The sequence below is a fragment of the Novosphingobium sp. HII-3 genome (assembly GCF_002916655.1).
In the GTDB taxonomy this organism is placed as follows: domain Bacteria; phylum Pseudomonadota; class Alphaproteobacteria; order Sphingomonadales; family Sphingomonadaceae; genus Novosphingobium; species Novosphingobium panipatense.
The window spans coordinates 1-21,993 of the sequence record NZ_PPSM01000014.1 but is presented as its reverse complement, the minus strand read 5'-3'; the positions used below and the strand labels follow the sequence as shown (position 1 = coordinate 21,993).

Genomic DNA, 21,993 nt, shown 5'->3' with positions numbered 1-21,993 from the left:
CTCAGCCCTCCGCCAGCCAGGAGCGGATCATACCGCCCCGGGCGCGCACGATCCAGGCCTGGACCAGCCGTACTGCATGGATGAGGCAGGAGATGACGGTCCACCACGCGACGGCGATCAACCCCAGGTCCGGGCGCGAGAACACCATCGCGATGAACAGGATCACCATGTTCGGGTTACGCCGTGCCGTGATGAGGCGGAAGCGGCTGTCGAATCGGCGCCAGACGTGGATGTGCATCGCACCGTTCTGACGCATGAAAATGCCCTCGATCAGGCGCTGCACGACATAACCGCCCTGGATTGCGCCCTGCACCCACCAGAACGTCGCGGTGTCGTAGGCCAGCCCCAAGGCGCCGAGGCCGGTGGCCCAGAACCACCACCAGAACGGAGGGTGGACAAGATCCATGCCGTGATCGAACACGTTGCCCCAGGCCGAAGACGTGATGGTACAGCGCGCCAGCTTGCCGTCCACCGTGTCCAGAACCATGAACACCAGCCCCGTCGCCATGCCGGCCCAGTAGTGGCCGTAAGCGAACAGCACGGTCGCCACCACGCAGAACACGGCCCCTACGGTCGTCACCATGTTGGGCGTCACGCCAAGCCTTGCGCAGATGCGCGTCAGCACCAGCGCCCATTCCGGCCAGAGGTATTTGGTCAGGAGGTCAGTGACGCCTTTGTAGGCGCCGAAGTAGCTGGCTCGCTCGATCGGTCGCAGCGTATCGGGCGTCAGCGCCATGAGAAAGGGCGTCTCGCGCTTCCTGAGCTGCTTGTTCTCGATCGTCGGCCCGTCCTCGAAGGCGATGAGCTCCATGCCCGCGCGGTCCTCCAGCGGCACATCGCGGGCCATGGCCTCGGCGATGCGTGCAGTCTGACCGCCATCCGCCGCATGGGCGAGAGCAGGCACGCCGCCCAGGGTCAACACCGTCCCGGGCCGCTCCACGATGTTAGCGAACCAGGCCGGATCCCAGGCGAACCTGGCGTTCGACAGCACCGCCGCGCCCGAAGGGACATCTTCTGTTGGCCTCATGCCGGCCGCGCGGGCTATCCGGCCGACCCGCTGCGCGGGCGAAAGGCCCCAGAGTTTCACAGGATTAGCGCCGATCGTGACGACCGGCAGCACGTTCATATCTTGCTTCATGAATGGGGATTAGAAGCAAGCAGGCGCGCTGACAATCGCCCTGCGCCGGTACGGGTCTGCACTCGTGCAAGACCCGTCCCGGACCGCAACATAAGTGTAACTTAAATGTGTCACGCCCTATTTGAGGGTGATTTTCCGGACGAGCGACACTAAATGAGTGACCGTGCACGGACACATTCACTCCTTCGAAACGCTGCCGATCTTCGGTGAGCTTGGTAGCCGGGATAATTCCCGCCCTTCCCGCCCCTCCCGTCGCGCCGTTCCGCTGGTGGGTATCGTCCGCAATCCCCGCAGTCATCGCAACAAGGGCGTCTCCCCGGAGATGGCGGACTGCTCCAACATCCTTACCCAGACGCCCCGCACGCGGCAGGAACTGCACTATACCCTGGCCGAGTTCGCGCGGCGTGGCATAGACTATCTCGTGGTGGACGGCGGCGACGGCACCGTGCGCGACGTGCTGTCCGCCGGCGCCGACATCTTCCGCGATGACTGGCCCACCTTCATCGTCCTCCCCAAGGGGAAGACGAACGCGCTGGCCGTTGATCTCGGCCTGCCGAATCACTGGTCCCTGAGCGAAGCCCTTCACGCGGCCAATGGGGGCAAGACCATCTGGCGCCGCCCTTTGCGTATCTCCCCCGCCGATGGATCAACCCAGTGCGTGCAGGGATTCATCCTTGGCACCGGCGCGTTCACCATCGCGACCGAAGCCGGCCAGGAGGCGCACAGGCGCGGCGCATTCAACAGCTTCGCGGTCGGCCTCACCATCTTGTGGGGTGTGATCCAGACGCTGTTCGGCGGCGCCGGCAACGCCTGGCGTGCATGCGTCCCCACGCGCATCAGCGATCCACACAGCGGCGCCCGCCTGCCCTACCACGGGGACGGCAGTGCGGACGAACGCTACCTCACGATCGCGACCACTTTCGAACGGTTTCCCTTGGGCGCAAGGCCGTTCGGACGTTCGCCCGCGCCGGGCCTGAAGCTTGCCGTCATTGATTCGCCGATCCGCTGGCTGGTGGCGCTGCTGCCTGCCATGATGTTCGGCTTCAATCTGCCCGTCCTGAGCCGCAAGGGCGCGCAGCGCTTCAGCGCAAGAATGGTGGAGATGGACATCGGCGGCCCCTTCATCCTCGATGGCGAGGCGTTCCCGGCCGGTCGCTACATCGTCGAGGAAGGCCCGCAGCTTAGCTTCGTGGTTCCCTGACACGCTCGCCAGAAGGCTTGTAAATGGCCCGGGCCTGTTCGACTTACGCGCGCATGACTGACACGCCTCTTCTCGAAGATCGGATAGCGGCCGCCCTCACCCGTGAGGTCATGCCTGAAGTTCGCGCCTTCGCCGAGCGGCTCGGCAACCATGCCGGGGCTCTCGGCGTGGTGTTCTACGGCTCGAACCTGCGTACGGGCTCCCTCGAGGGCGTGCTCGACTTCTATGTGCTGCTTCCCGGTGCGCAGGTAGAGCGGGTGTGGCCGCGGGTCAGCTACCACGAATGGTCCTGCAACGGCGTCCCCCTTCGCGCCAAGGTGGCGACGATGGCGCTGGAGACCTTCCGCTCGGCTGCTGCCGGCGAACGTCTCGACACGACCATCTGGGCCCGGTTCGTGCAGCCAAGCGCCCTTGCCTGGCAGCGCGACGCAGCCGCGGCAGAAGGGATCGCCGCAGCGGTTGCGGGCGCGGCACGCACGGCGGCGCGGCTGGCGGTTGCGCTGGGCCCCGCCTCCGGAACCGCAGAGGATTACTGGCGCGCCTTGTTCCGGGCCACTTACGCCGCCGAGTTCCGTGTCGAGAAAGCCGGGCGGGAGGATTCGATCCTGGCCGTAAACCGTGCGCACTTCGACGGGCTGCTGCCACTGGCCCTGGAGAGCGCGGGAATACCCTTCAAAATCTCGGGACCGACGCTCCATCCGCAGCTTTCAACCGGCCAGCGCGCCCGCACTCTTGCATGGTGGGCCCGGCGCCGGCGTCTCGGGAAGCCTTACAACGTGCTGCGGCTCCTCAAGGCTTCCACCACCTTCGAAGGCGCCGCCCGTTATGCCGCCTGGAAGATCGAGCGGCATACCGGCGTGCCCGTCACCATCACTCCCTGGCGGGAACGGCATCCCGTCCTTGCCGCGCCCGGCGTGCTCTGGCACGTCTGGCGGCGCAAAAAGGCAGGTGCACCATGAACCTTTCTCCCGCTGTAGCCGCTCTGGTGCTGGCCGGCTCCCGGCCCGGCGCTCCCGATCCGGTCGCACAGGCCGAAGGCGTCTCGCACAAGGCGCTTGTCGAGATCGCCGGGCGCCCCATGCTCGCCCACGTGGTAGCTGCCCTGCGCGGTGCCGGTATCGACAGGGTGGCCGTTTCGGCCAGTGACAGGGAGGTGCGCGATCTGGCGCTGCGGCTCGGTTGCGAGGTTCTCGCCACGGGCTCGGGCCCAAGCGCGAGCGTCGCCATCGCCCTCGATGCGCTGGGAGCGCCGCTCCTGGTGACGACCAGCGACCATGCGCTACTGAAGGCCGAGTGGGTCCGCGACTTCATCGCCGATGCGCCGCAGGAAGCGGATGTGGCGGTCCTTCTTGCCGACAGGGCCGCGATCGAGGCCGCCATGCCGGGCAGCCGGCGCACCTATCTGCGCTTCGCGGATGGTCACTGGTCCGGCTGCAACCTCTTCCTGCTCGCTACGGCGCGGGCCGGTCTTGCCATCGACACGTGGAAGACGGTGGAGGCGGACCGGAAACGCCCGTGGCGCATCGCCGCGCGGCTGGGGCCCGGCATGCTGCTCGGCTACGCGCTTGGCCGGCTTCCGCTGTCGGGAGCCATCGGACGCCTGGGCCGCAGGATCGGCGTGTCTGCAAGCCTTGTCGCGGCCCGGGACGGGCTGGCCGCCGTCGACGTCGACAAACCGGCAGACCTTGCGGACGCCCGCACCATCCTCGAACGACGGCGGGCAACCGCGAAGGCCTGAACGGCTGCTTACATGTACTTCATCTGGACGCGGATGGACTTGACGCCGTTTCCGACCGGAACGCCCACCTTGGTGTAGCTGGGCTTCCCGAGATTGAAGATGCTGATCGAGGGGTTGTTGGACATGGCACCGCCATCGGTCCGGATATCCGTGCTGCCGTTGCCGTTGACGTCATGGCGGACGGCAATGCCATAAGTGCCGGCAGCGGGCACAGGCACGCAGAAGGTCATCGTGCCGGCACGGGCGGGAGCCTCGACGCGGGCAAGCCACTTGCCCTTGGCCAGCCACTCCCCTGCCGTTGCGCGATAGGACTGCACGCGAATCTTTCCGGTCGACGCCTTGATCCCGTCCACCGTGACTAAAAGGGCGGAGCCCCGGTCGGAATGGCAACGCTGCAGGTCATTGCGAATCTCGTTGCGGTACTGCGCCAGCGCAGGCGTCGGACCCAAGAGGCAGGCTATGGCTACCAGGGCAAGCGCCGAAGGTAGCCGCCGCAGCGGAGTAGTCCTGAAATCAGTCTTCGTCATCTCTATCCTGTTCGCGTGGATCCCGGCCGCCCAGCAGACGGTCACGACATGTGCAACCTTTGTCTTGGCTTCTAGTGCCCGAGTTGCCGTGAACACGCTCTGAACCCACTGTTTCGTCGAAGGAAAGCCTCGGCTCGGCGCATCATGGTCGCTTTTGCCCTTCCGTCCGCGATCGTGCAGGATCGCGTGTGGAAAAGGCGTGCAGACGGCTTGTCGGCCCGAGACGGGGTGGCGTATCCCGGGGAAAAGGAGCGTTGGTCACACAGCCATGACAGTCCCCCTGATATCCCCCTCCATCCTCTCCGCCGACTTCGCCCGGCTCGGTGAAGAAGTCCGCGCCATCGACGAGGCCGGAGCCGACTGGATTCACATCGACGTCATGGACGGCCATTTCGTGCCAAACATCACGATCGGACCGGCTGTCGTGAAGGCCCTGCGGCCGCACAGCACCAAGCCCTTCGACGTCCACCTCATGATCTCCCCTGTGGACGCCTACCTGGAAGCTTTCGCGGATGCCGGCGCGGACTACATCACGGTCCACCCTGAAGCAGGGCCGCACGTGCACCGCACGGTGCAGACCATCCGCAACCTCGGCAAGAAGGCCGGCATTTCGCTGAACCCTGCAACCCCGGCCAAGATGCTCGACTACCTGATCGACGAGATCGACCTCGTCCTCATCATGAGCGTCAATCCGGGCTTCGGCGGGCAGAGCTTCATCACCAGCCAGCTGCGCAAGATCGAAGCCGTGCGCAAGATGATCGAGAAGTCGGGTCGTGACATCCGCCTCGAAGTCGATGGCGGCGTCGATGCGCGCACGGCCCCGCTATGCGTGGACGCCGGTGCCGACGTGCTGGTGGCCGGTTCGGCAACCTTCAAGGGCGGCCCGGCGCACTATGCCGCCAACATTCGCACCCTGAAGGGCCTCGACCAGCCGTGACGCTCCGCACCCACCCGCAGCCTGCGACATGGAACCCGGATGCAGCCGGAGCAATTCCTCCGTCACAGGCTGGAGGGGAGGGTGCGACGGACATGGCAGAGATGGCGCTAGGCGAGCGCGGAGCACGTGTTCCTGCTTCACAGGGCTTCGTTCCCGCGATGGAGCGTGTCCAACCCGGTCATGTGGAACCGGGCCGGGCCCTGGCGCTGGTGGATTTCTCCTCTCCCGACGTCGGCATGGGTGATCGCCTGCTGCGCATGGCCTATCGCCTGGGCGTGCCAGGCGCGATGCTGTCCGGATCCATGGGTGCGAAGGGGCGAACGCGGCTCCTGGCCACGGTCAATAACACCCTCCCCGGCAACCGCTTGGCCGGCACCGCCGTTCGCGCCGGGCATTTCCTCGTCCACGGCGCCAAGACGCCGATCGCGCAGATCGACTTTGCCGGCATCGCCCGCATGACGCCCCCGCTCGAGAAGGTGGTTCACTCCTTCTCATGGCTTACGGATCTCGAGGCCTGCGCTCCACGGGAACAGGGCGCTCCTGTCGCAGAGCGCATCCTGGGCGCGTGGCTGCAGGCAAATCCAAAACCTGCCCCAAAACCCGGAAAAGCCCCGGCGTGGAGCGTCGGCAACACCGGCACACGCCTGGCGAACTGGCTTGCTCATGCTCCGCTGATCCTTTCCGGCGAGAAGGCGCTGCGCCTGCGGACGCTGGCACACATCTCCGCGACCGCCCGCTGGCTGGACCGCCATGTGACGAACGCGGAGGATGGGCTGGCCGAGGTGGCCGGCTGGGTGGGCATTGTCGCGGCCGGACTGCTCCTGCCCGATGGACGGGCGCGGCGCCTCTATGGAGAAGCCGGGCTGATCCGGGCTCTGGGCGAACTGATGGGCGACGATGGCGGCGTGCTCTCGCGTAGCCCGCTGGCCCAGATGGAAGCGATCGCGCTGCTGATCCGCCTGCGCAACTGCTATCACGCCACGCGCCGCGACGCTCCACCGGCGGTGGAGCGCGTGCTCGAACTGCTGGTCCCCCCTCTCCTCGCCCTCACGCACGGGGATGGCGGGCTGGGCTCGTGGCAGGGTGGCTGGGCGGTCGACAGCGTGGACGTCGAAGCCCTCATCCACGCGAGCGGAGTACGCGCTCGCCCGTTGCGCGACGTGCGGCAGTGGGGATATCAGCGGGTGTCGGCGAACAAGTCGATCCTGCAGTTCGACACCGCGCCGCCGCCGATGCCTTCGCAGGCGCGTTTCGGCTGCGCTTCGACGCTCGCGTTCGAATTGTCGCACGGCCCGCACCGGCTGGTGGTGAACTGCGGCGGTGCAGCGAGCGGCGGAGGCCTGGTGCCCGTGCGCCTCGAACAGGGGCTGCGCGCTACCGCGGCCCACTCGACGCTGATCCTGGACGATGCGAATTCCACCGCCGTCCTCATCAACGGCATGATCGGCTCGGGCGTTACCGAAGTCGCCGTCGATCGCAAGACGCTGCGACAGGAAACCGGCGCCAACGCCACGCGGCTCGAAGCCAGCCATAACGGCTATGCCTCGCGGTATGGCCTCACGCACCAGCGGATCCTTCTGCTGCGCGACGACGGCACGGAGCTGCGCGGCGAGGATCTCCTGCTGCCCACCGGGAAAAAGGCGAAGCGTGGCAAGGTCGGCTTCGCCATCCGCTTCCACCTGGGTCCGGAGGTCGATGTGAATCTCAGCGCCGATGGACGCGGCGCAGGGCTGTCGCTCCCCGATGGGAGCCACTGGCAGTTCCGTTCGACGAGCGAGGACGGCGAAATCACTGTCGAAGACTCGCTGTGGGTCGATGGGCAAGGCCGACCGCAGGCCACACAGCAGATCGTGATGCAGGGCATGGTCTCGCGCGGCGGCGGAACCTTCGGCTGGCTCATCAAGAAAATGAACTGAGCCGCACACGGCGTCCCGCCATTCGGACAAAGCGCCGCCCGGCCCTTGCCCCCTTCTCCCGCCCGTCCTAATGGCCCGCCCAACGAGACATGCTCCAAGGAAGCCCGCTCATGACCGACGCCGTCCAGATCCGCCGTGCCCTCCTCTCGGTATCAGACAAGACGGGGCTCGCCGAACTCGGCAAGGTCCTGAGCGCGCGGGGCGTCGAACTCGTATCCACCGGCGGCACGGCCAAGGCCCTGCGCGATGCGGGACTGACGGTTAAGGATATCTCCGAGATCACCGGCTTTCCCGAGATGATGGACGGCCGCGTGAAGACGCTGCACCCGATGGTCCACGGCGGCCTGCTCGCTGTCCGCGACAATCCCGAACACGCCGCCGCCATGGCAGAGCACGCGATCGGCGGCATCGATCTCGTGGTGGTCAATCTCTACCCCTTCGAAGCGACCGTCGCGAAGGGCGCCGAGCGGGACGAGATCATCGAGAACATCGACATCGGCGGCCCGTCCATGGTTCGCTCGGCCGCCAAGAACCACGCCTACGTCACCATCGTCACGGACCCGAAGGACTATCCGGGCCTTCTCTCCGAACTGGAAACGACGAACGGCTGCACCACGCCGGGCTTTCGCAAGCTGATGGCGGCGCGCGCCTTCGCCCAGACGGCGGCATACGATTCGATGATCTCGCAGTGGTTCGCCTTCTCCGACCAGGGCCTCGAGTTCCCCGAAATGCTCAGCATCAACGGCCGCCTCGCCACGGAACTGCGCTACGGCGAGAACCCGCACCAGAAGGCCGCGCTCTATACGCCCGTCGGGCCTTTCACCAAGGGCCTGGCACAGGCGGAGCAGGTGCAGGGCAAGGAGTTGTCCTACAACAACTACAACGACGCCGACGCCGCCTTTGAACTCGCGGCCGAGTTCAAGGGCCAGAAGCCGGCCGTCGTGATCGTCAAGCATGCCAATCCCTGCGGCGTCGCACAGGCCGATTCGCTCCTCGACGCCTGGAACGGCGCGCTGGCCTGCGACGACGTCTCCGCCTTCGGCGGCATCGTCGCGGTCAACCAGACGCTCGACGGCCCGACCGCCGAGGCGATCTGCAAGATCTTCACCGAAGTGGTCGTCGCGCCGGACGCCGATGAGGACGCCCGTGAATTCTTCGCCCGCAAGAAGAATCTGCGCCTGCTGCTCACCGGCGAACTGCCCGACCCGCGTCGCGGTGGCCTCACCGTACGTCCGATCACCGGCGGCCTGCTCGTACAGGGCCGCGACAATGGCGCCATCGGCTTTGACGACCTCACGGTCGTGACCAAGCGCGCGCCGACGGATCGCGAACTTGCCGACTGCCTCTTCGCCTGGACCGTCGCCCGCCACGTGAAGTCGAACGCGATCGTCTACGCGAAGGATGGCGTGACGGCAGGCATCGGCGCCGGCCAGATGAACCGGCGCGATTCCTCGCGCATCGCCGCGATGAAGGCTGCCGAAGCCGCCGAGAAGTTCGGTTGGGATGCCCCTCGAACAGTGGGCTCCGCCGTCGCCTCCGACGCCTTCTTCCCGTTCGCGGACGGCCTCCTTGCCGCCGCCGAGGCAGGCGCCACCGCCGTTATCCAGCCAGGCGGCTCAATCCGCGACGACGAGGTCATCGCAGCCGCCGATGAGGCGGGCCTCGCGATGGTCTTCACGGGAATGCGGCACTTCAAGCACTGATGGTCGCAGGTCCGCCAGACGTGTTGCCGCGGCCATGAGTGTCACCGAAATCGGACCTCTCGTTGTCGCCGGCTTCATGGTGGGCCTCATGCTTGCCGCCGTGCTCCTGCGGCTCGGCAAGCTGCGGAGCCCCGGCAGCGCCCTTTCCGCAGCGGCCCTGCCCTTTGGATGCGCCGCTCTGCCGGTCCTGCTCCTCGTTGCCTTCTCCGTGCTGGCGACGGCGTCCTTCGGGTAAGGTTGCCTCAAAGAACTGCCGTTCATCGCAAAAGGGGCGCGTTTCGTCGACGATGGAGGGGTGGGAGGCCGCCGTTCACTGGACGGCAAGCCGTCCCCCCCCAAAGGGGCTCTCGCGCAAACCACCGGCATGGTGCCGGTTCGCACAGGACACATCGAAAGCCGAGCATCATGGGACTCTTCAAGGCCGACTTCTACCGCTACTTCGCTTTCGGCTTTGCCGGTGGCGCGCTACTGGTGCTCGGCACGCTGGGTCTGGGCAACATGTCGCCGCTTTCGAACGATCTGCTTCCGCCGGCGCAGGCCGCCCAGGCGGAGTAATCGCGCCGCCGATTGCGCAGGTGCGCCGAAAGGCCCATATCGGCCCCATGTCGGGTCATCATACACATCATGAACACTCAGGGGACAACCTCGTAGAGGCGGCCCGCCGTGCGCTCGTCGATGCGGGCGAGCAATGGACGGACATGCGTTCCGACGTCTTTTCCGCCCTGATGGAGATGGACCGCCCCGCCTCCGCCTATGACCTGGCGGAGAAGGTGTCGGCCCTTCGGGGCAAGCGCGTGGCGCCGAACAGCGTCTACCGCATCCTTGATCTCTTCGTGCGCACCAATCTTGCTCGCCGCGTGGAAAGCGCGAACGCCTATGTGGCGAACAGCCATCCGGGGTGCCAGCACGACTGCATCTTCCTGATCTGCGACAGCTGCGGCCAAGCCGTGCATATCGACGATGACAAGCTCACCGGCGCTCTCATCGCCGCAGCCCGGACCGCCGGGTTTGCCGACGTGAGGCCGGTGGTTGAGCTGCGGGGCATCTGCGCGCAGTGCAGCTGACACCCCTTCGCTCCCTGGGGAACAACGCCCCCTGACAACGGAGCGATCCTGCCGAGGATCGCACCGCAAGGGGAACGATCGTTGCAGTCCGACCGTTCCTGCTGCACACAGGTCCCCAAGGCGGCGGCGATATTCTCCAAGCCGTCAATCGACACGTACAGCTCAAGGGTGTAAGGGCCCGACGATGAACGCCAACCCGGCCACGCCTTTGCTCGACACGGTTTCGACCCCCGACGATCTGCGCAAGCTCAAGCCTTCGCAGCTCCGCCAGCTGGCGGATGAACTACGCAGCGAAATGATCTCGGCTGTGGGCCAGACAGGCGGTCACCTGGGCTCCGGCCTTGGTGTGGTCGAACTGACGGTGGCGATCCATTACGTCTTCGATACGCCGGTCGACCGGTTGATCTGGGACGTGGGGCATCAGGCCTATCCGCACAAGATCCTTACGGGACGGCGCGACCGGATCCGCACGTTGCGTCAGGGCGGTGGGCTGTCCGGCTTCACCAAGCGTTCGGAAAGCGAATACGACCCGTTCGGAACGGCGCACAGTTCGACCTCGATCTCCGCCGCGCTGGGCTTTGCGATCGGCAGCAAGATCAAGCGTGAGCCGGGGCGCGGCATCGCCGTGATCGGCGATGGCGCGATGAGCGCGGGCATGGCCTACGAAGCCATGAACAATGCTCGCGAGGCAGGCAACCGCCTGATCGTGATCCTCAACGACAACGACATGTCGATCGCCCCGCCCGTCGGTGGCCTCTCGGCCTATCTCGCCCGTCTCGTCTCCTCCGGCCGTTTCCTCGGCCTGCGCGAGCTCGCCCGCAAGTTCGCCCGCCGCCTCCCGCGCCCGCTTCACCAGGCCGCCAAGAAGACGGATGAGTTCGCCCGGGGCATGGCGATGGGGGGCACGTTGTTCGAGGAACTGGGCTTCTACTACGTCGGCCCGATCGACGGTCACGATCTGGAGGCGCTCGTCCCCGTCCTGGAAAACGTGCGCGACGCCGGCGAGGGGCCGATCCTCGTCCATGTCGTGACCCAGAAGGGCAAGGGCTACGCACCGGCCGAGAACGCGGCCGACAAGTACCACGGCGTCCAGAAGTTCGACGTGATCACCGGCGAGCAGGTCAAGGCACCGGCAGGACCGCCGAGCTACACCGGCGTCTTTGCCAAGGCACTTGTCGCCGAGGCCGAACGGGATCCCGCCATCTGCGCGATCACGGCGGCCATGCCCACGGGCACCGGCCTCGACAAGTTCGCCCAGATGTTCCCCGAACGCAGCTTCGACGTCGGCATCGCCGAACAGCACGCGGTGACCTTCGCGGCCGGTCTCGCGGCGCAGGGCATGCGCCCTTTCTGCGCGATCTACTCCACGTTCCTCCAGCGCGCCTTCGACCAGGTCGTTCACGACGTGGCGATCCAGAACCTTCCCGTTCGCTTCGCCATCGACCGCGCCGGCCTTGTCGGCGCGGACGGAGCGACGCACGCGGGTTCGTTCGACATCACTTATCTCGCCACTCTGCCGAACCTTGTGGTCATGGCGGCGGCGGACGAGGCCGAACTCGTCCATATGGTCCACACGGCAGCCAAGTATGACGCCGGGCCGATCGCCTTCCGCTATCCGCGCGGCAATGGCGTGGGCGTGGACATGCCGAAGACGCCCCACCTGCTGGAGATTGGCAAGGGCCGCATCGTGCGCGAAGGCACGAAGGTTGCGCTGCTCTCGCTCGGCACCCGCCTTGGCGAAGCGCTCAAGGCGGCGGATCATCTCGAAGCCAAGGGCCTTTCCACCACGGTGGCGGATCTTCGATTCGCCAAACCGCTCGATACGGATCTCATCCGCAAGCTCATGCTGAGCCACGAAGTGGTGGTCACCATCGAGGAAGGGGCGATCGGCGGTCTCGGCGCGCACGTGCTCACCATGGCCAGCGACGAGGGATTGACGGATGCGGGCCTCAAGATCCGCACGATGCGCCTGCCCGACATCTTCCAGGATCAGGACAAGCCCGAAGCGCAGTACGACGAGGCAGGCCTCAATGCGCCTCAGATCGTTGACACGGTGCTGAAGGCGCTGCGTCACAACAGCGCCGGTGTGAGCGAAGCGCGCGCCTGACAGCGCCGTGAGGCGCGCAGCGGCGGCTTCTCACCCCCTGCTCCCCACGCGTGTCGGCAGAAAGCTGCAGGGGGTCTGAGCCCCCTGCATCCCTTCCTTACCAGTCGTACGCCTTGGGCAGGTAGGCTTCGTCCAGATCCCGGTATCGGGCGCGCAGGCGGCTCTGGCGACTGTTGGCGGGCTGCCTGACACCATCGATCCACACCTCCACCGGAGCGGAGGCCAGCTCCAGCGGATCGCCGTCCCACAGCACGACGTCCCCGAACGCACCCGGCGCCAGAACGCCTGCCTTGCCGCCAAGACCGCTGATCTCGGCCGGGACGGACGTTATCGCGGCCAGTGCCTCACCCCAGCTGAGACCCACGGCGCCCGGCATCTTCGTCAGTGCCACGAGGTTGCCCGCCTGTTGCGGAGCATAGCGCGGCTGGTTGTGCCCGGAGAACATGCCGATCGCGACCTTCACGCCTGCTTTCTTCATGCGCCCGGTGTTGGACATCGTGGCTGCCAGCGATTCGAAATTGGCCGGCAGATCGCGCATCGGCATCGTCACGACCGGTACCCCGGCGGCGGCGATCTCGGGAGCGACGAGCCAGCCTTCGGTTGCGCCCACGATAACGAGGTTGAGCTTCGGGAACTCGGTCTTGAGTGCGAGGACACTGCGGATGTCCGCGGCGCGTTCCACACCCACGTAGAGCGGCTGGGTGCCGTCCAGAACCGGAGCCAGGGCCGCCGCGTCCGCACGTGTCAGGAGCACATCGCTTTGCCGCTGCGCCGTGGCGCCAAGACGTGCGGCTTCGCTTGCTTCGCGCAGGGCGTTGCGCAGCGCCGTATAGGCCGCCACGCGGCTGCCGCCGGCAAGGCGCCCCCCGGCCTCGCCCAGTTCCACGTACTGGAAGGCGCGGGGCCGGGTCAGGATCTGTGGATCGGTGCCAAGGTCGATCACCGCACCCTGTCCGGCGAAGATCGACTTGCCATGCACGGGAGCAACGGTGGCGCGGGTCACGCCGCCTTCACGGCTGACGGCGATATGCTCGCTGGCGGGATTGAGCGCGGGAGCCACGTCCAGCGCGGCGTTGAATGGCGACGCGTCGGCCGAGGTGTCGTTGCTCTCGTCCAGAGCTTCGATGTCCCAGAGGCCAAGGTCGGTCACGGCGGAGAACAGGCCGGGGGTCACCCACTTGCCGGTGCCGTCCACCGTCTCGATGCCGGCGGGGACGGCAATCCCGGCGCCAGCGACAACGACCCTTCCGCCGCGCACCAGAACGGTGCCGTTGTGGAGAGGTTCTGCGCCATCGCCAATCGCGACGGTGGCATTGGTAATGGCGAAATCCTGCGCGAGGACCGGCGCGGGAGCGGCGGCAAGCAGGGCTGCCAGAAGCAGGCGGCGGCTCATTTCACGTCTCCTTCACCAGGCTGTCCAAGTTCGAAATCGCTGACCGGCTTGCGCTTGGGATCGGCCGCATCGTACATCAGCGCGCCGTCCATCCAGACCTTGTCCGGACGGGAATAGACCGACAGCGGATTCCCGTTCCAAAGCACTACGTCGGCCATCTTTCCGTCTTCAAGGCTACCGGTCTTCTCGCCGATGCCCATCGCCTTCGCCGCGTTGTAGGTGAACCAGCCGACGACCTGTGCATCGGGAATGTCGATGCCGATGCGCCTGCCCGCCGCCTGGGCGCGGGACGCGGCCTGATTGAGCCGCTGGATACCGTTTTCGTCGTCTGAGTGAATCACCACGCAGGCGCCCTGGTTGGCCAGCAGAGCCGCGTTTTCAGGGATGCCGTCGTAGGCTTCCATCTTGAAGCCGTACCAGTCCGCCCAGATCGCCGAGCAGACATCGTTCGCCTTCAGAAGATCGCCGATCTTGTACGCCTCGACCGCGTGGTGGAACGCCGTGACCTTGTAGCCGAACTCCTTGGCCATATCGAGGACCTGCGCCATCTCGTCGGCCCGGTAGCAGTGGTTCTGGACGAGGATCTCGCCCTTCAGGACACCCTCGAGCGTGTCCTTCCCGAGGTTACGTTCGGCGTGGTCACCGTCCATGTACTTCTGCGCGTCGATCCACGCCTGGCGATTGACCGCAAAATTGCCCATGCGGGTGGAGGGTTCCTGCCCCTTGCCGCCGTAGACGCGCTTCGGATTCTCACCGCAGGCCATCTTGAGCGAGTAAGGCGCGCCGGGGAACTTCATGCCCTGAACGGTGCGGCTCGGCACGTTGCGCAGGGTCACCGCGCGACCGCCCATCAGGTTGGCCGACCCCGGAAGGATCTGCAGGGTCGTGACGCCGCCGTTCACCAGCGCCCGGCTGAAGCCCGGGTCCTGCGGCCAGACCGAATGCTCCGCCCATACATGCGGCGTGACGGGCTTCGTCATCTCGTTCCCGTCCGACAGCGCGTCGATCGCGGGGCTGGGATAGACCCCAAGATGCGAATGGATGTCGATGACACCCGGCGTCACGAACTTGCCCGCCGCGTCGACGCGATCGTACCCGTCCGGCACGGCAAGGTCCGCCCCGCCGACAGCCACGACCTTGCCGTCCCTGAAAAGTACCACGCCATTGTCAATCCGGCCTCCGCGGCCGTCATAGACCACGGCACCCACCAGGGCGGTGGGTCGGCCGGGATAGGGCTTGTACGTCGAGGCGTACGGCGCTTCGGCAGACGCCGCCTTGCGGTCCTTCTTCCTGGCGTCAGCCGGCTGTGCCGTGAGTGCCAGCGTTGCTCCAAGCATGAGGCTGCACGTCAGCCCCCGGCCCAGTCCTTGCTTCCAAGGCGATACCCTCATCGATGAATTCCCCTGTTCTAAAAAAAGAACGGCCCGGGATCGCTCCCGGGCCGCTCTGGATCACTTTGTCCTGGTCGTCGGGTGAACGCCCGCCTCCTGGGCTTCGAGTCCGACGGTGGACCGTCCTTCCAGATCGTCGTCGCTCACGCGGTCATCCAGCGTGTCGAGGTGCATCCAGCGCCGCACGATAGGCGACACCGCCAGCACCACGACGCCAGCGGCAACGGTGACCCAGCCGATCTTGCTGTAGATCGACAGCGTCACGGCCTTGTCCATGATCCCGCTCTCACCACCTGTGGCTTCGCCGATCTTGCCCGCCACGAAGTTGCCCACTGCGGTCATGTAGAACCATGCGCCCATGATAAAGCTGCCGAGATGCAGCGGCGACAGCCGCGTCATGGCCGAAAGCCCTACCGGGGAGAGACACAGTTCGCCTGTCGTGTGCAGCATGTAGATAAGGAACACGAAGATGACCGGCGTCAGCGCGGCGGGATCGCCCGATCCTGCGCCCCACGAAAAGACGAGGAAGCCCAGTCCCACCTGTGCGAGCGCCAGCGCGAACTTGGCCGGCGCACTCGGCTCCAGGCCCTTCTTGCCCAGCCATGCCCACAGGCCCGCGAAGAGGGGGCCGAAGAGCACGATGTAGATGGGATTGATCGACTGGAACAGGCTGGTCGGCACGCCGCCGCGATCCACGAACTTGTCCGTGTAGAGGCTGAGGCTGCCGCCCGCCTGTTCGAACAAGCCCCAGAACAGCGGGTTGAGGGCGATCAGGAACAGGATCGCGAACATGCGCTCACGCGGTTCCTTGGGCAGCTTGAACGCTTCGTAAAGCGTGTAGAGCAGCATCGCGATGCCTGAGATCACCAGCAGGGTCTGGATGACGTCGACGTACTGGATCAGGAACCAGATCACCGCAACCGACGCCGCGCCGACGCCGTAAAGAACGAATTCGTGGTTCCGGCTCAGAACCTTGGGCGGCTCGCCCTTGCCCCTGAGCGCCGGCTTGCCGACGACGAATATGACGAGGCCCAGAACCATGCCGATGCCCGCCAGGCCGAAGCCCCACGACCAGCCGATCGTCTCGCCCAGGTAGCCGACCAGGATCGTGCCCAGCGCCGCGCCCGTGTTCACGCCCATGTAGAAGATCGTGTACGCGGCATCACGGCGCGTATCGGTCATCTTGTAGAGCTGCCCGACGATCACCGAGATGTTCGCTTTCAGGAAGCCGGAGCCCACGATGATGAGCGCCAGCGCGAGCCAGAACACGTCGATCGCCGGATCCGCCTGCTTCACGGCCGGATCGGTCACGCCCTGAAGGCCTTCGTACGCCATGAACAGGTGGCCCAGCGCCAGCACCAGTCCGCCGAACAGGACGGCCTTGCGCTGCCCCAGCCAACGGTCGGCGAGATAGCCGCCAAGGACCGGAGTGATGTAGACCAGGCTGGTGTAGGCTCCATAGATCAGGTTCGATGAGCCGTCCGAAAACAGCCAGAACTTGGTGAGATAGAGGATCAACAACGCCCGCATGCCGTAGTAGGAGAAGCGCTCCCACATTTCGGCGTAGAAGAGGACGAAGAGGCCGCGGGGATGCCCCACGAACTCCTCGCTCTTGCGCGTCGCGATCACGCCGCCAATGGCGAGCACGGCGAAGAGGAACACGGCGCCGATCGCGGCGATCCAGTCCCCTTCATTCCAAAGTGCAATATCCTTCATGGTGCTGGTGCCTTCGCGCCCTGTCTTGTCTGATTATAAGATGCGGCCAACCGGCCGCGTATGAAAGCGATCGACGTTAGCGCGCAATGCGACGGTGTAAATGGCAGGAGCATGTCCACAGACGGTGTTTTGACCCAGCAGATACTGACTTTCCCGCAGGTCGTGCGAAGGCATTGCGCGAAGTGGCGCCCGGTGGCATTTTCCAGCGCGGTCGGGGAGAGGCCACGAAATATCTGTTTAAGCGCGCGGAAGGAAAAAATTTCCTTCGCGCATTTTTTCAAGATTCTATTGCCGGGAAAACAGCGATGATCAGGTCGGAATTGCTACAGATTCTCGCCAAAGAGAACCCCGAACTGCGCGCCGAGGATGTCGAGCGCGCCGTCGACACGTTCTTCGAGGAAATCAGCCGCCGCCTCGCGGACGGCGGCCGCGTGGAACTGCGCGGCTTCGGTGCGTTCTCGACGCGGCAGCGGGACGGCCGAAAGGGTCGCAACCCCCGCACCGGGGAAAGTGTCGAAGTGCCCGAGAAGCGAGTACCTTACTTCAAGCCCGGCAAGGAGATGCGCGTTCGCCTGAACGACAGCCCCGAGTAGCGCCCCTTTCAAGGATCATTGCACCGCCGCCCCGGCGCAGGTAGAGGCGGCTTTCCGGTCGCCGTGTGCGGGCGTGGCGGAATGGTAGACGCTGCGGACTTAAAATCCGCTTGGGTATCCCAGTGCGGGTTCGAGTCCCGCCGCCCGCACCAGACCGATGCGGCCAGTACTTGCCGCCCGGGCGCGCAGTTGAATTACATAAATGATCTCATTTACAATTGCGCACCAAGAAAAAGAAATAGATGGTGTCCTGACGCAAGACGTTCGTGTGAAGGCGGCGCGTCCAGGATGAGGCACTACTGACATGATTTCACCCGAAAGCCTGTCTCCAAGGCCCCAGACCTATGAGGAGCAGCGCGCCAGCCCGCGTTTTGCTCTGCTGCTGCGGGCTGCCAAGCTCATCGGGAACTACGGTGAATACCTATCCATCGTGCGCGACGTTTCGGAAACGGGCGTAAGGCTGCGGCTCTTCCACTCTCTCGCGGCTGAACGGCGGCTCTACCTTGAAAGCGTGGCCGGCCATCGCCTCGGCGTGGAAAAGGTGTGGGAGAATGCCGGTGAAGCCGGCTTCCGCTTCGACGCTCCAATCGACGTCCAGCGGTTCATCGCCGAAGCTGGCCCTTACCCCAAGCGCCCCATCCGCATCAAAGTCACGGATGAGGCCTGCATCGTCGTCAATGGCGAAAAGTCCGCGGCTCACGTTCGCGATATTTCTCGGCAGGGCGCCTGCATCGAGACAAACCGTCACCTGGCAATCGGACAGCATCTGCGCATCGAAGGAGTCGTGCTCCCCGAATTCGAGGCGACGGTCTGCTGGCGAAAGCACCCGGACTATGGCCTGGTTTTCCGCCAGCTGATGAGCCTTGAGGAACTGGCCGTCTGCGCCTTCAAGATGCAGCCGGACGTGCCCTTCGTCTAGGCACGGGCGCGCCGCCACCAGGGGCGGCCGCCACCCTGCGGACCGGATTTCATCGCCCGCTTGCGGAACAGCGTTGCTCCGCCCTTCACCAGCAGAAAGACCCATAGCGTCTGCCAGGCCAGGGCGGCAACGTGGGGTAGGAGCGCCGGCTCCTGCGCTGCCCGCGCCAGCATGGCGAAAGGCGAACTGAACGGCAGTACCGCGGCCAGTATCTCCACAGGGCTGCCCGGCTGAGTCATGGCGTAGGTGGCGAAGAAGAACAGCATGAGCTGCATCATCGTCACCGGCATGGATAGCGTCTGAACCTCGCGAACCGTGTTCGCCAGCGAACCGATCGACAGGAACACGGACCCCAGCAGCAGGTAGGCCATCGCGAAGTAGACGACGCCAAGGCCGACGAGCATGGGCCAGCCCACGGCAGGTTCCGGCAACGGAAGCGTCGCGCTGGCGGCCATCAGCACCGGAGCGCCCACCGCCGCCCAGACCGCGATGCCGACCAGCGAAACACCCAGCATCGCAAACAGCTTGCCGAAGAAGACCGATTCCATGGGAATGGCCGCCGCCAGCACCTCTATGATCTTGTTCCCCTTCTCCTCGACCAGGTTCGACAGAACCATGCCTGCAAGCATCATCGTAAGGAGGAAAAGCAGCGTCTGCGCCCCTTGCGCCGTCTTCAGGCGGGACCGCCGATCGGTCGGCCGCGCGTCCCCCTTCGGCTCAAGCCGGACACGGGGCCAGGAACGGAGCGAATCCTCCCGCGCCTGAGCGGCGATCATTGCTACGTCGCCGCTCCACCCCTCGATCTGGGCGGAAGGGCCCGAGAGCACGGGCGCCGCCGGGCTGCCGGACAGGACCGCGGCGGCGCCGCCGCGCGTTGCCGAGGCCTCGTCCGCCGCCACCACGAGGCGAGGCAACCCCTCACCGAGGCGATCGGCCAAAGCATCTCGCGCCTGGACCATCGCACGGGCATCCCCCTCCTGCATGACCACGGCAATGCTCGGCCCCGCGCCGCTCTCCGCAACTCGGTTGCCGACACTCCCGGCAAGAACGCCCACGATCACTGGAAACAGCGGGCCGAGGAGGAAGAAGAAAAACGTGCGCGAGAACAGGATTGCGGTGAAGTCCCGCCGCGCGACGACCCAGGCGGCCGCCAGCATCGACAGGCGGCCGCGATGCGCAGCAATCGGCGAATCGGAAGTCATCGGTGGGGTTCCTCGGGCTTTTCGTCCTTGAGTGCGCGTGCCGCAGCCTCTCCCGCGATCGCGACGAAGGCGTCGTGCAATCCCGCGCGCTCGATCGACAGTGACAGGATGCCGGCCTCTCCCGCGATCAGCGCCCGCAAAAGCGGCTCGATGCCGCCTTCGGGCAGGGTGAAATGCCAGAACCGGCCGTCCCGCCGCGCGTCCGGCGGCAGGGCTGAACGCCAGGCGCCGTCCTGCGCCCTCGTCTCGAGCCTGACCTGCGCAGGGATCCGGTCCCTCGCCTCGTCAACAGGACCTGCGAAGGGCACTCGCCCTCCGGCGATGATGGCCACTTCGTCGCACAGGCGCTCGGCATGGGCGATGACGTGAGTGGAGAAGATCACCGTCGTCCCTTCCGCCGCGAGCCCGCGCATCATGGCTTCCAACTTCCCCTGGTTCAGAGCGTCCAGTCCGGAAAACGGCTCATCGAAGATGACCAGACGGGGCCGGTGCACGATCGTGCCCAGTATCTGCACCTGCTGCGCCATGCCCTTCGACAATTGCCGGATCTGCCGGTCCGCAGCGTACCCGAGGCCATGACGTTCCAGCAATTCGCCTGCCCGCCTGCGCCCCTCCTGCAACGGCAGGCCCCGCAACGCGCCAAGGAAGGCGATGGCGTCCGTGGCCTTCATAGAAGGATAGAGCCCTCTCTCTTCGGGCAAGTAGCCGATGGCGTGAGCCACATCGTGTGGCCGTTCGGCGCCGAGAATCCGGCGGTAGCCCGAATCGGGCTCTATGATGCCCAGCAGCATCCGCAGGGTCGTGGTCTTGCCGGCACCGTTGGGCCCAAGGATGCCGTAGACAGAGCCCTGGGGCACCGAAAGATCGACACCGTCAACGGCGGTGGTACGGTCGAACCGCTTCACCAGCGCGCGCGCTTCGATGGCGATCGGGCGTTCGTCGCTTCGCGCATTGCCGGTCAACCCGGGATCTCCTACTTGCGCATCCATGAGGCCCTCTGGCTCCAGTTCCTATGACGACGATGATGCAGACCGGGTTAAGGACGGGATAACCGCTTTCAGCCAGTCTGTAGAGGATCAAGCGCGCGCGCTCGGTTTTTGTGCCTTTGGAATTACATCCGCAAGGCCTGACCCGGCTCGTACCGCGCGCCTTGACCAGTGGCTTGCCGAAGGCATGCACGGGACGATGACCTGGATGGAGGAGCGCGCGCATCACCGCCGCAGCCCTGAAGGGCTCTGGCCCGAGGCGCGCAGCGTGATCGCTCTCGGCATGAGCTATGCCCCCGCCAGCGACCCGCTGCGCCTGGCTGACGAGAATGGCATCGGCCGCATTTCAACCTACGCGCAGGGCGCCGATTACCACGATACCGTCAAGAAGGCGCTCAAGCATCTCGCGCGCTGGATCGTGTCGGAGGGCGAGCGGCAGGGCCTGGGCCCGGTCGGCGTAAAGGTCTTCACCGACACCGCGCCCGTGATGGAGAAGCCGCTTGCTGCCGCTGCCGGGCTGGGGTGGCAGGGCAAGCACACCAATATGGTGAGCCGGGAGCACGGCTCGTGGCTGTTCCTGGGCGAGATCTACACCACGCTGGACCTGCCGCCTTCCACGCCGGGTCGGGACCGTTGCGGCTCGTGCCGCGCCTGCCAGGACGCCTGCCCGACCGACGCCTTCCCTGCGCCTTATCGGCTCGATGCCCGCCGCTGCGTCAGCTACCTGACCATCGAACACAAGGGCCCGGTGCCCGAGGACCTGCGCGAAGGGCTGGGAAACCGCATCTATGGCTGCGACGACTGTCTGGCGGTGTGCCCGTGGAACAAGTTCGCCGCCACGGCGCGCCGGATGAAGGCGTTCCTTCCACGCGCCGAGCTGACCGCACCTGACCTCGCCGATCTCCTGACGCTGGACGACACCGGCTTTCGCGCCTTGTTCTCAGGCAGCCCCATCAAGCGGATCGGGCGCGACAGGTTTGTCAGGAATTGTCTTTACGCCGCCGGCAACAGCGGCCGTTCAGCGCTGCTTGAGCAGGTCGAGGCCCTGCTGGCTGACCCGGATCCGGGGGTTGCCGACGCGGCGCGCTGGGCCTGCGACCGTCTGCGCTCCTCCCCACCGTCAGCGGACGATGGGGAGGCTAGGGTCAGACGAGTTCCTTGAGCGGAGTGGCCGCGTCGGCAAGGCGCTCGAGGTCAGGCCGCGCGCCCGCTTCGACGAGCTTGCGGCCCTGAACGTAATCCTTGACCATGTTCACGCAGTCCAGCGCCAGCACCTTGCCGTCCCTGAGGTAGACCACCGAGAAGCTGCGCGCGCTCACGTCGCCCCGGACGACGGTCTGGTCGAAGCCCATGTTGATGCCGGCGGTCTGCAGGCGCAGGTCATACTGGTTCGACCAGAACCAGGGGAACGCCTTGTACGGCTTCTCGTCGCCGCAGATGCCCTTCGCCACACAGGTCGCCA

21 protein-coding genes and 1 tRNA gene are annotated in these 21,993 nt (G+C 65.9%); 14 read left to right on the top strand and 8 right to left on the bottom strand.

What is annotated here, in order from left to right:
- Position 1: 1 nt before the first annotated feature.
- Entirely contained in the window at positions 2 to 1,138 is a 1,137-nt protein-coding gene (locus C2R25_RS03885; RefSeq protein WP_103727935.1) for a CDP-alcohol phosphatidyltransferase family protein, read from the bottom strand.
- Positions 1,139 to 1,301: 163 nt separating this feature from the next.
- Between C2R25_RS03885 and C2R25_RS03880 the strand changes: the two genes are divergently transcribed.
- Genes C2R25_RS03880 through C2R25_RS03870 form a run of 3 tightly spaced genes read left to right on the top strand, consistent with a single transcriptional unit; the run spans position 1,302 to position 4,077 of the window.
- Positions 1,302 to 2,339 carry a diacylglycerol kinase family protein gene (locus C2R25_RS03880; RefSeq protein ID WP_103728557.1) on the top strand — a complete coding sequence of 346 codons (1,038 nt, stop codon included), beginning with the start codon at positions 1,302 to 1,304 and terminating at the stop codon, positions 2,337 to 2,339.
- A gap of 53 nt (positions 2,340 to 2,392) precedes the next feature.
- Positions 2,393 to 3,298, top strand: a complete 906-nt coding sequence (locus C2R25_RS03875) for a hypothetical protein (RefSeq protein ID WP_103728556.1) — start codon at positions 2,393 to 2,395, stop codon at positions 3,296 to 3,298.
- Positions 3,295 to 4,077 (top strand): nucleotidyltransferase family protein, encoded by a 783-nt coding sequence (locus C2R25_RS03870; protein WP_103727934.1) that lies wholly within the window; start codon positions 3,295 to 3,297, stop codon positions 4,075 to 4,077. Before C2R25_RS03875 ends, C2R25_RS03870 begins: the two co-directional genes overlap by 4 nt.
- Positions 4,078 to 4,085: 8 nt before the next feature.
- Here the strand turns inward: C2R25_RS03870 and C2R25_RS03865 are convergent, their stop codons facing one another.
- Complete coding sequence (locus C2R25_RS03865; RefSeq protein ID WP_103727933.1) at positions 4,086 to 4,604, bottom strand: DUF2141 domain-containing protein; 519 nt, start codon at positions 4,602 to 4,604, stop codon at positions 4,086 to 4,088.
- Between the two features lie 268 nt (positions 4,605 to 4,872).
- Here C2R25_RS03865 and rpe point away from each other — a divergent pair, with 268 nt between their 5' ends.
- The 7 genes from rpe (at position 4,873) to dxs (ending at position 12,331) form a co-directional block, all read left to right on the top strand.
- On the top strand, positions 4,873 to 5,541 hold the full coding sequence (gene rpe / locus C2R25_RS03860; RefSeq protein WP_103727932.1) for a ribulose-phosphate 3-epimerase: 669 nt from the start codon (positions 4,873 to 4,875) through the stop codon (positions 5,539 to 5,541).
- A 92-nt stretch (positions 5,542 to 5,633) separates the two neighbouring features.
- The gene (locus C2R25_RS03855) at positions 5,634 to 7,457 is read left to right on the top strand and encodes a heparinase II/III family protein (RefSeq protein WP_369825689.1); all 1,824 of its coding nucleotides are present in this window, start codon (positions 5,634 to 5,636) and stop codon (positions 7,455 to 7,457) included.
- 110 nt (positions 7,458 to 7,567) lie between these two features.
- A complete protein-coding gene (purH, locus tag C2R25_RS03850; RefSeq protein WP_103727930.1) occupies positions 7,568 to 9,160 on the top strand; it encodes a bifunctional phosphoribosylaminoimidazolecarboxamide formyltransferase/IMP cyclohydrolase in 1,593 nt (530 codons plus the stop codon).
- 34 nt (positions 9,161 to 9,194) lie between these two features.
- Positions 9,195 to 9,395 (top strand): hypothetical protein, encoded by a 201-nt coding sequence (locus C2R25_RS03845; RefSeq protein WP_103727929.1) that lies wholly within the window; start codon positions 9,195 to 9,197, stop codon positions 9,393 to 9,395.
- A 170-nt stretch (positions 9,396 to 9,565) separates the two neighbouring features.
- Positions 9,566 to 9,715 carry a hypothetical protein gene (locus C2R25_RS20660; protein ID WP_199183757.1) on the top strand — a complete coding sequence of 50 codons (150 nt, stop codon included), beginning with the start codon at positions 9,566 to 9,568 and terminating at the stop codon, positions 9,713 to 9,715.
- 47 nt (positions 9,716 to 9,762) lie between these two features.
- The gene (locus tag C2R25_RS03840; protein WP_103727928.1) at positions 9,763 to 10,224 is read left to right on the top strand and encodes a Fur family transcriptional regulator; all 462 of its coding nucleotides are present in this window, start codon (positions 9,763 to 9,765) and stop codon (positions 10,222 to 10,224) included.
- Between the two features lie 184 nt (positions 10,225 to 10,408).
- Positions 10,409 to 12,331 (top strand): 1-deoxy-D-xylulose-5-phosphate synthase, encoded by a 1,923-nt coding sequence (dxs, locus tag C2R25_RS03835; protein WP_103727927.1) that lies wholly within the window; start codon positions 10,409 to 10,411, stop codon positions 12,329 to 12,331.
- A 97-nt stretch (positions 12,332 to 12,428) separates the two neighbouring features.
- On the opposite strand, the gene C2R25_RS03830 is transcribed toward dxs, so the two are convergent.
- The 3 genes from C2R25_RS03830 to C2R25_RS03820 are packed head-to-tail and all read right to left on the bottom strand — an operon-like array spanning position 12,429 to position 16,831.
- A complete protein-coding gene (locus C2R25_RS03830) occupies positions 12,429 to 13,724 on the bottom strand; it encodes an amidohydrolase family protein (protein WP_103727926.1) in 1,296 nt (431 codons plus the stop codon).
- The gene (locus C2R25_RS03825) at positions 13,721 to 15,115 is read right to left on the bottom strand and encodes an amidohydrolase (RefSeq protein WP_199183756.1); all 1,395 of its coding nucleotides are present in this window, start codon (positions 15,113 to 15,115) and stop codon (positions 13,721 to 13,723) included. Before C2R25_RS03825 ends, C2R25_RS03830 begins: the two co-directional genes overlap by 4 nt.
- A 60-nt stretch (positions 15,116 to 15,175) precedes the next feature.
- On the bottom strand, positions 15,176 to 16,831 hold the full coding sequence (locus tag C2R25_RS03820) for a peptide MFS transporter (protein ID WP_103727924.1): 1,656 nt from the start codon (positions 16,829 to 16,831) through the stop codon (positions 15,176 to 15,178).
- Between the two features lie 305 nt (positions 16,832 to 17,136).
- Between C2R25_RS03820 and C2R25_RS03815 the strand changes: the two genes are divergently transcribed.
- The 3 genes from C2R25_RS03815 to C2R25_RS03805 all read left to right on the top strand — a co-directional run bounded on the left by C2R25_RS03815 (position 17,137) and on the right by C2R25_RS03805 (position 18,343).
- Positions 17,137 to 17,424, top strand: coding sequence for an integration host factor subunit beta (locus C2R25_RS03815; protein ID WP_103727923.1), 288 nt, complete (start codon positions 17,137 to 17,139; stop codon positions 17,422 to 17,424).
- A gap of 67 nt (positions 17,425 to 17,491) precedes the next feature.
- Positions 17,492 to 17,576: transfer RNA gene (locus C2R25_RS03810), tRNA-Leu, on the top strand.
- Positions 17,577 to 17,728: 152 nt separating this feature from the next.
- On the top strand, positions 17,729 to 18,343 hold the full coding sequence (locus C2R25_RS03805; protein ID WP_103727922.1) for a PilZ domain-containing protein: 615 nt from the start codon (positions 17,729 to 17,731) through the stop codon (positions 18,341 to 18,343).
- On the opposite strand, the gene C2R25_RS03800 is transcribed toward C2R25_RS03805, so the two are convergent.
- Positions 18,340 to 19,545: an ABC transporter permease gene (locus C2R25_RS03800; protein ID WP_103727921.1), complete on the bottom strand. Its 1,206-nt coding sequence runs from the start codon at positions 19,543 to 19,545 to the stop codon at positions 18,340 to 18,342. The genes C2R25_RS03805 and C2R25_RS03800 overlap by 4 nt on opposite strands.
- Positions 19,542 to 20,534 carry an ABC transporter ATP-binding protein gene (locus tag C2R25_RS03795; RefSeq protein ID WP_103727920.1) on the bottom strand — a complete coding sequence of 331 codons (993 nt, stop codon included), beginning with the start codon at positions 20,532 to 20,534 and terminating at the stop codon, positions 19,542 to 19,544. Before C2R25_RS03795 ends, C2R25_RS03800 begins: the two co-directional genes overlap by 4 nt.
- Between C2R25_RS03795 and queG the strand changes: the two genes are divergently transcribed.
- Positions 20,533 to 21,693, top strand: coding sequence for a tRNA epoxyqueuosine(34) reductase QueG (gene queG, locus C2R25_RS03790; RefSeq protein ID WP_103727919.1), 1,161 nt, complete (start codon positions 20,533 to 20,535; stop codon positions 21,691 to 21,693). The genes C2R25_RS03795 and queG overlap by 2 nt on opposite strands.
- Here queG and C2R25_RS03785 read toward each other — a convergent pair.
- A partial coding sequence (locus C2R25_RS03785) for an oxidoreductase C-terminal domain-containing protein (RefSeq protein ID WP_304465944.1) occupies positions 21,677 to 21,993 on the bottom strand: 317 nt, incomplete at its 5' end. The two genes, queG and C2R25_RS03785, sit on opposite strands and share 17 nt — an antisense overlap.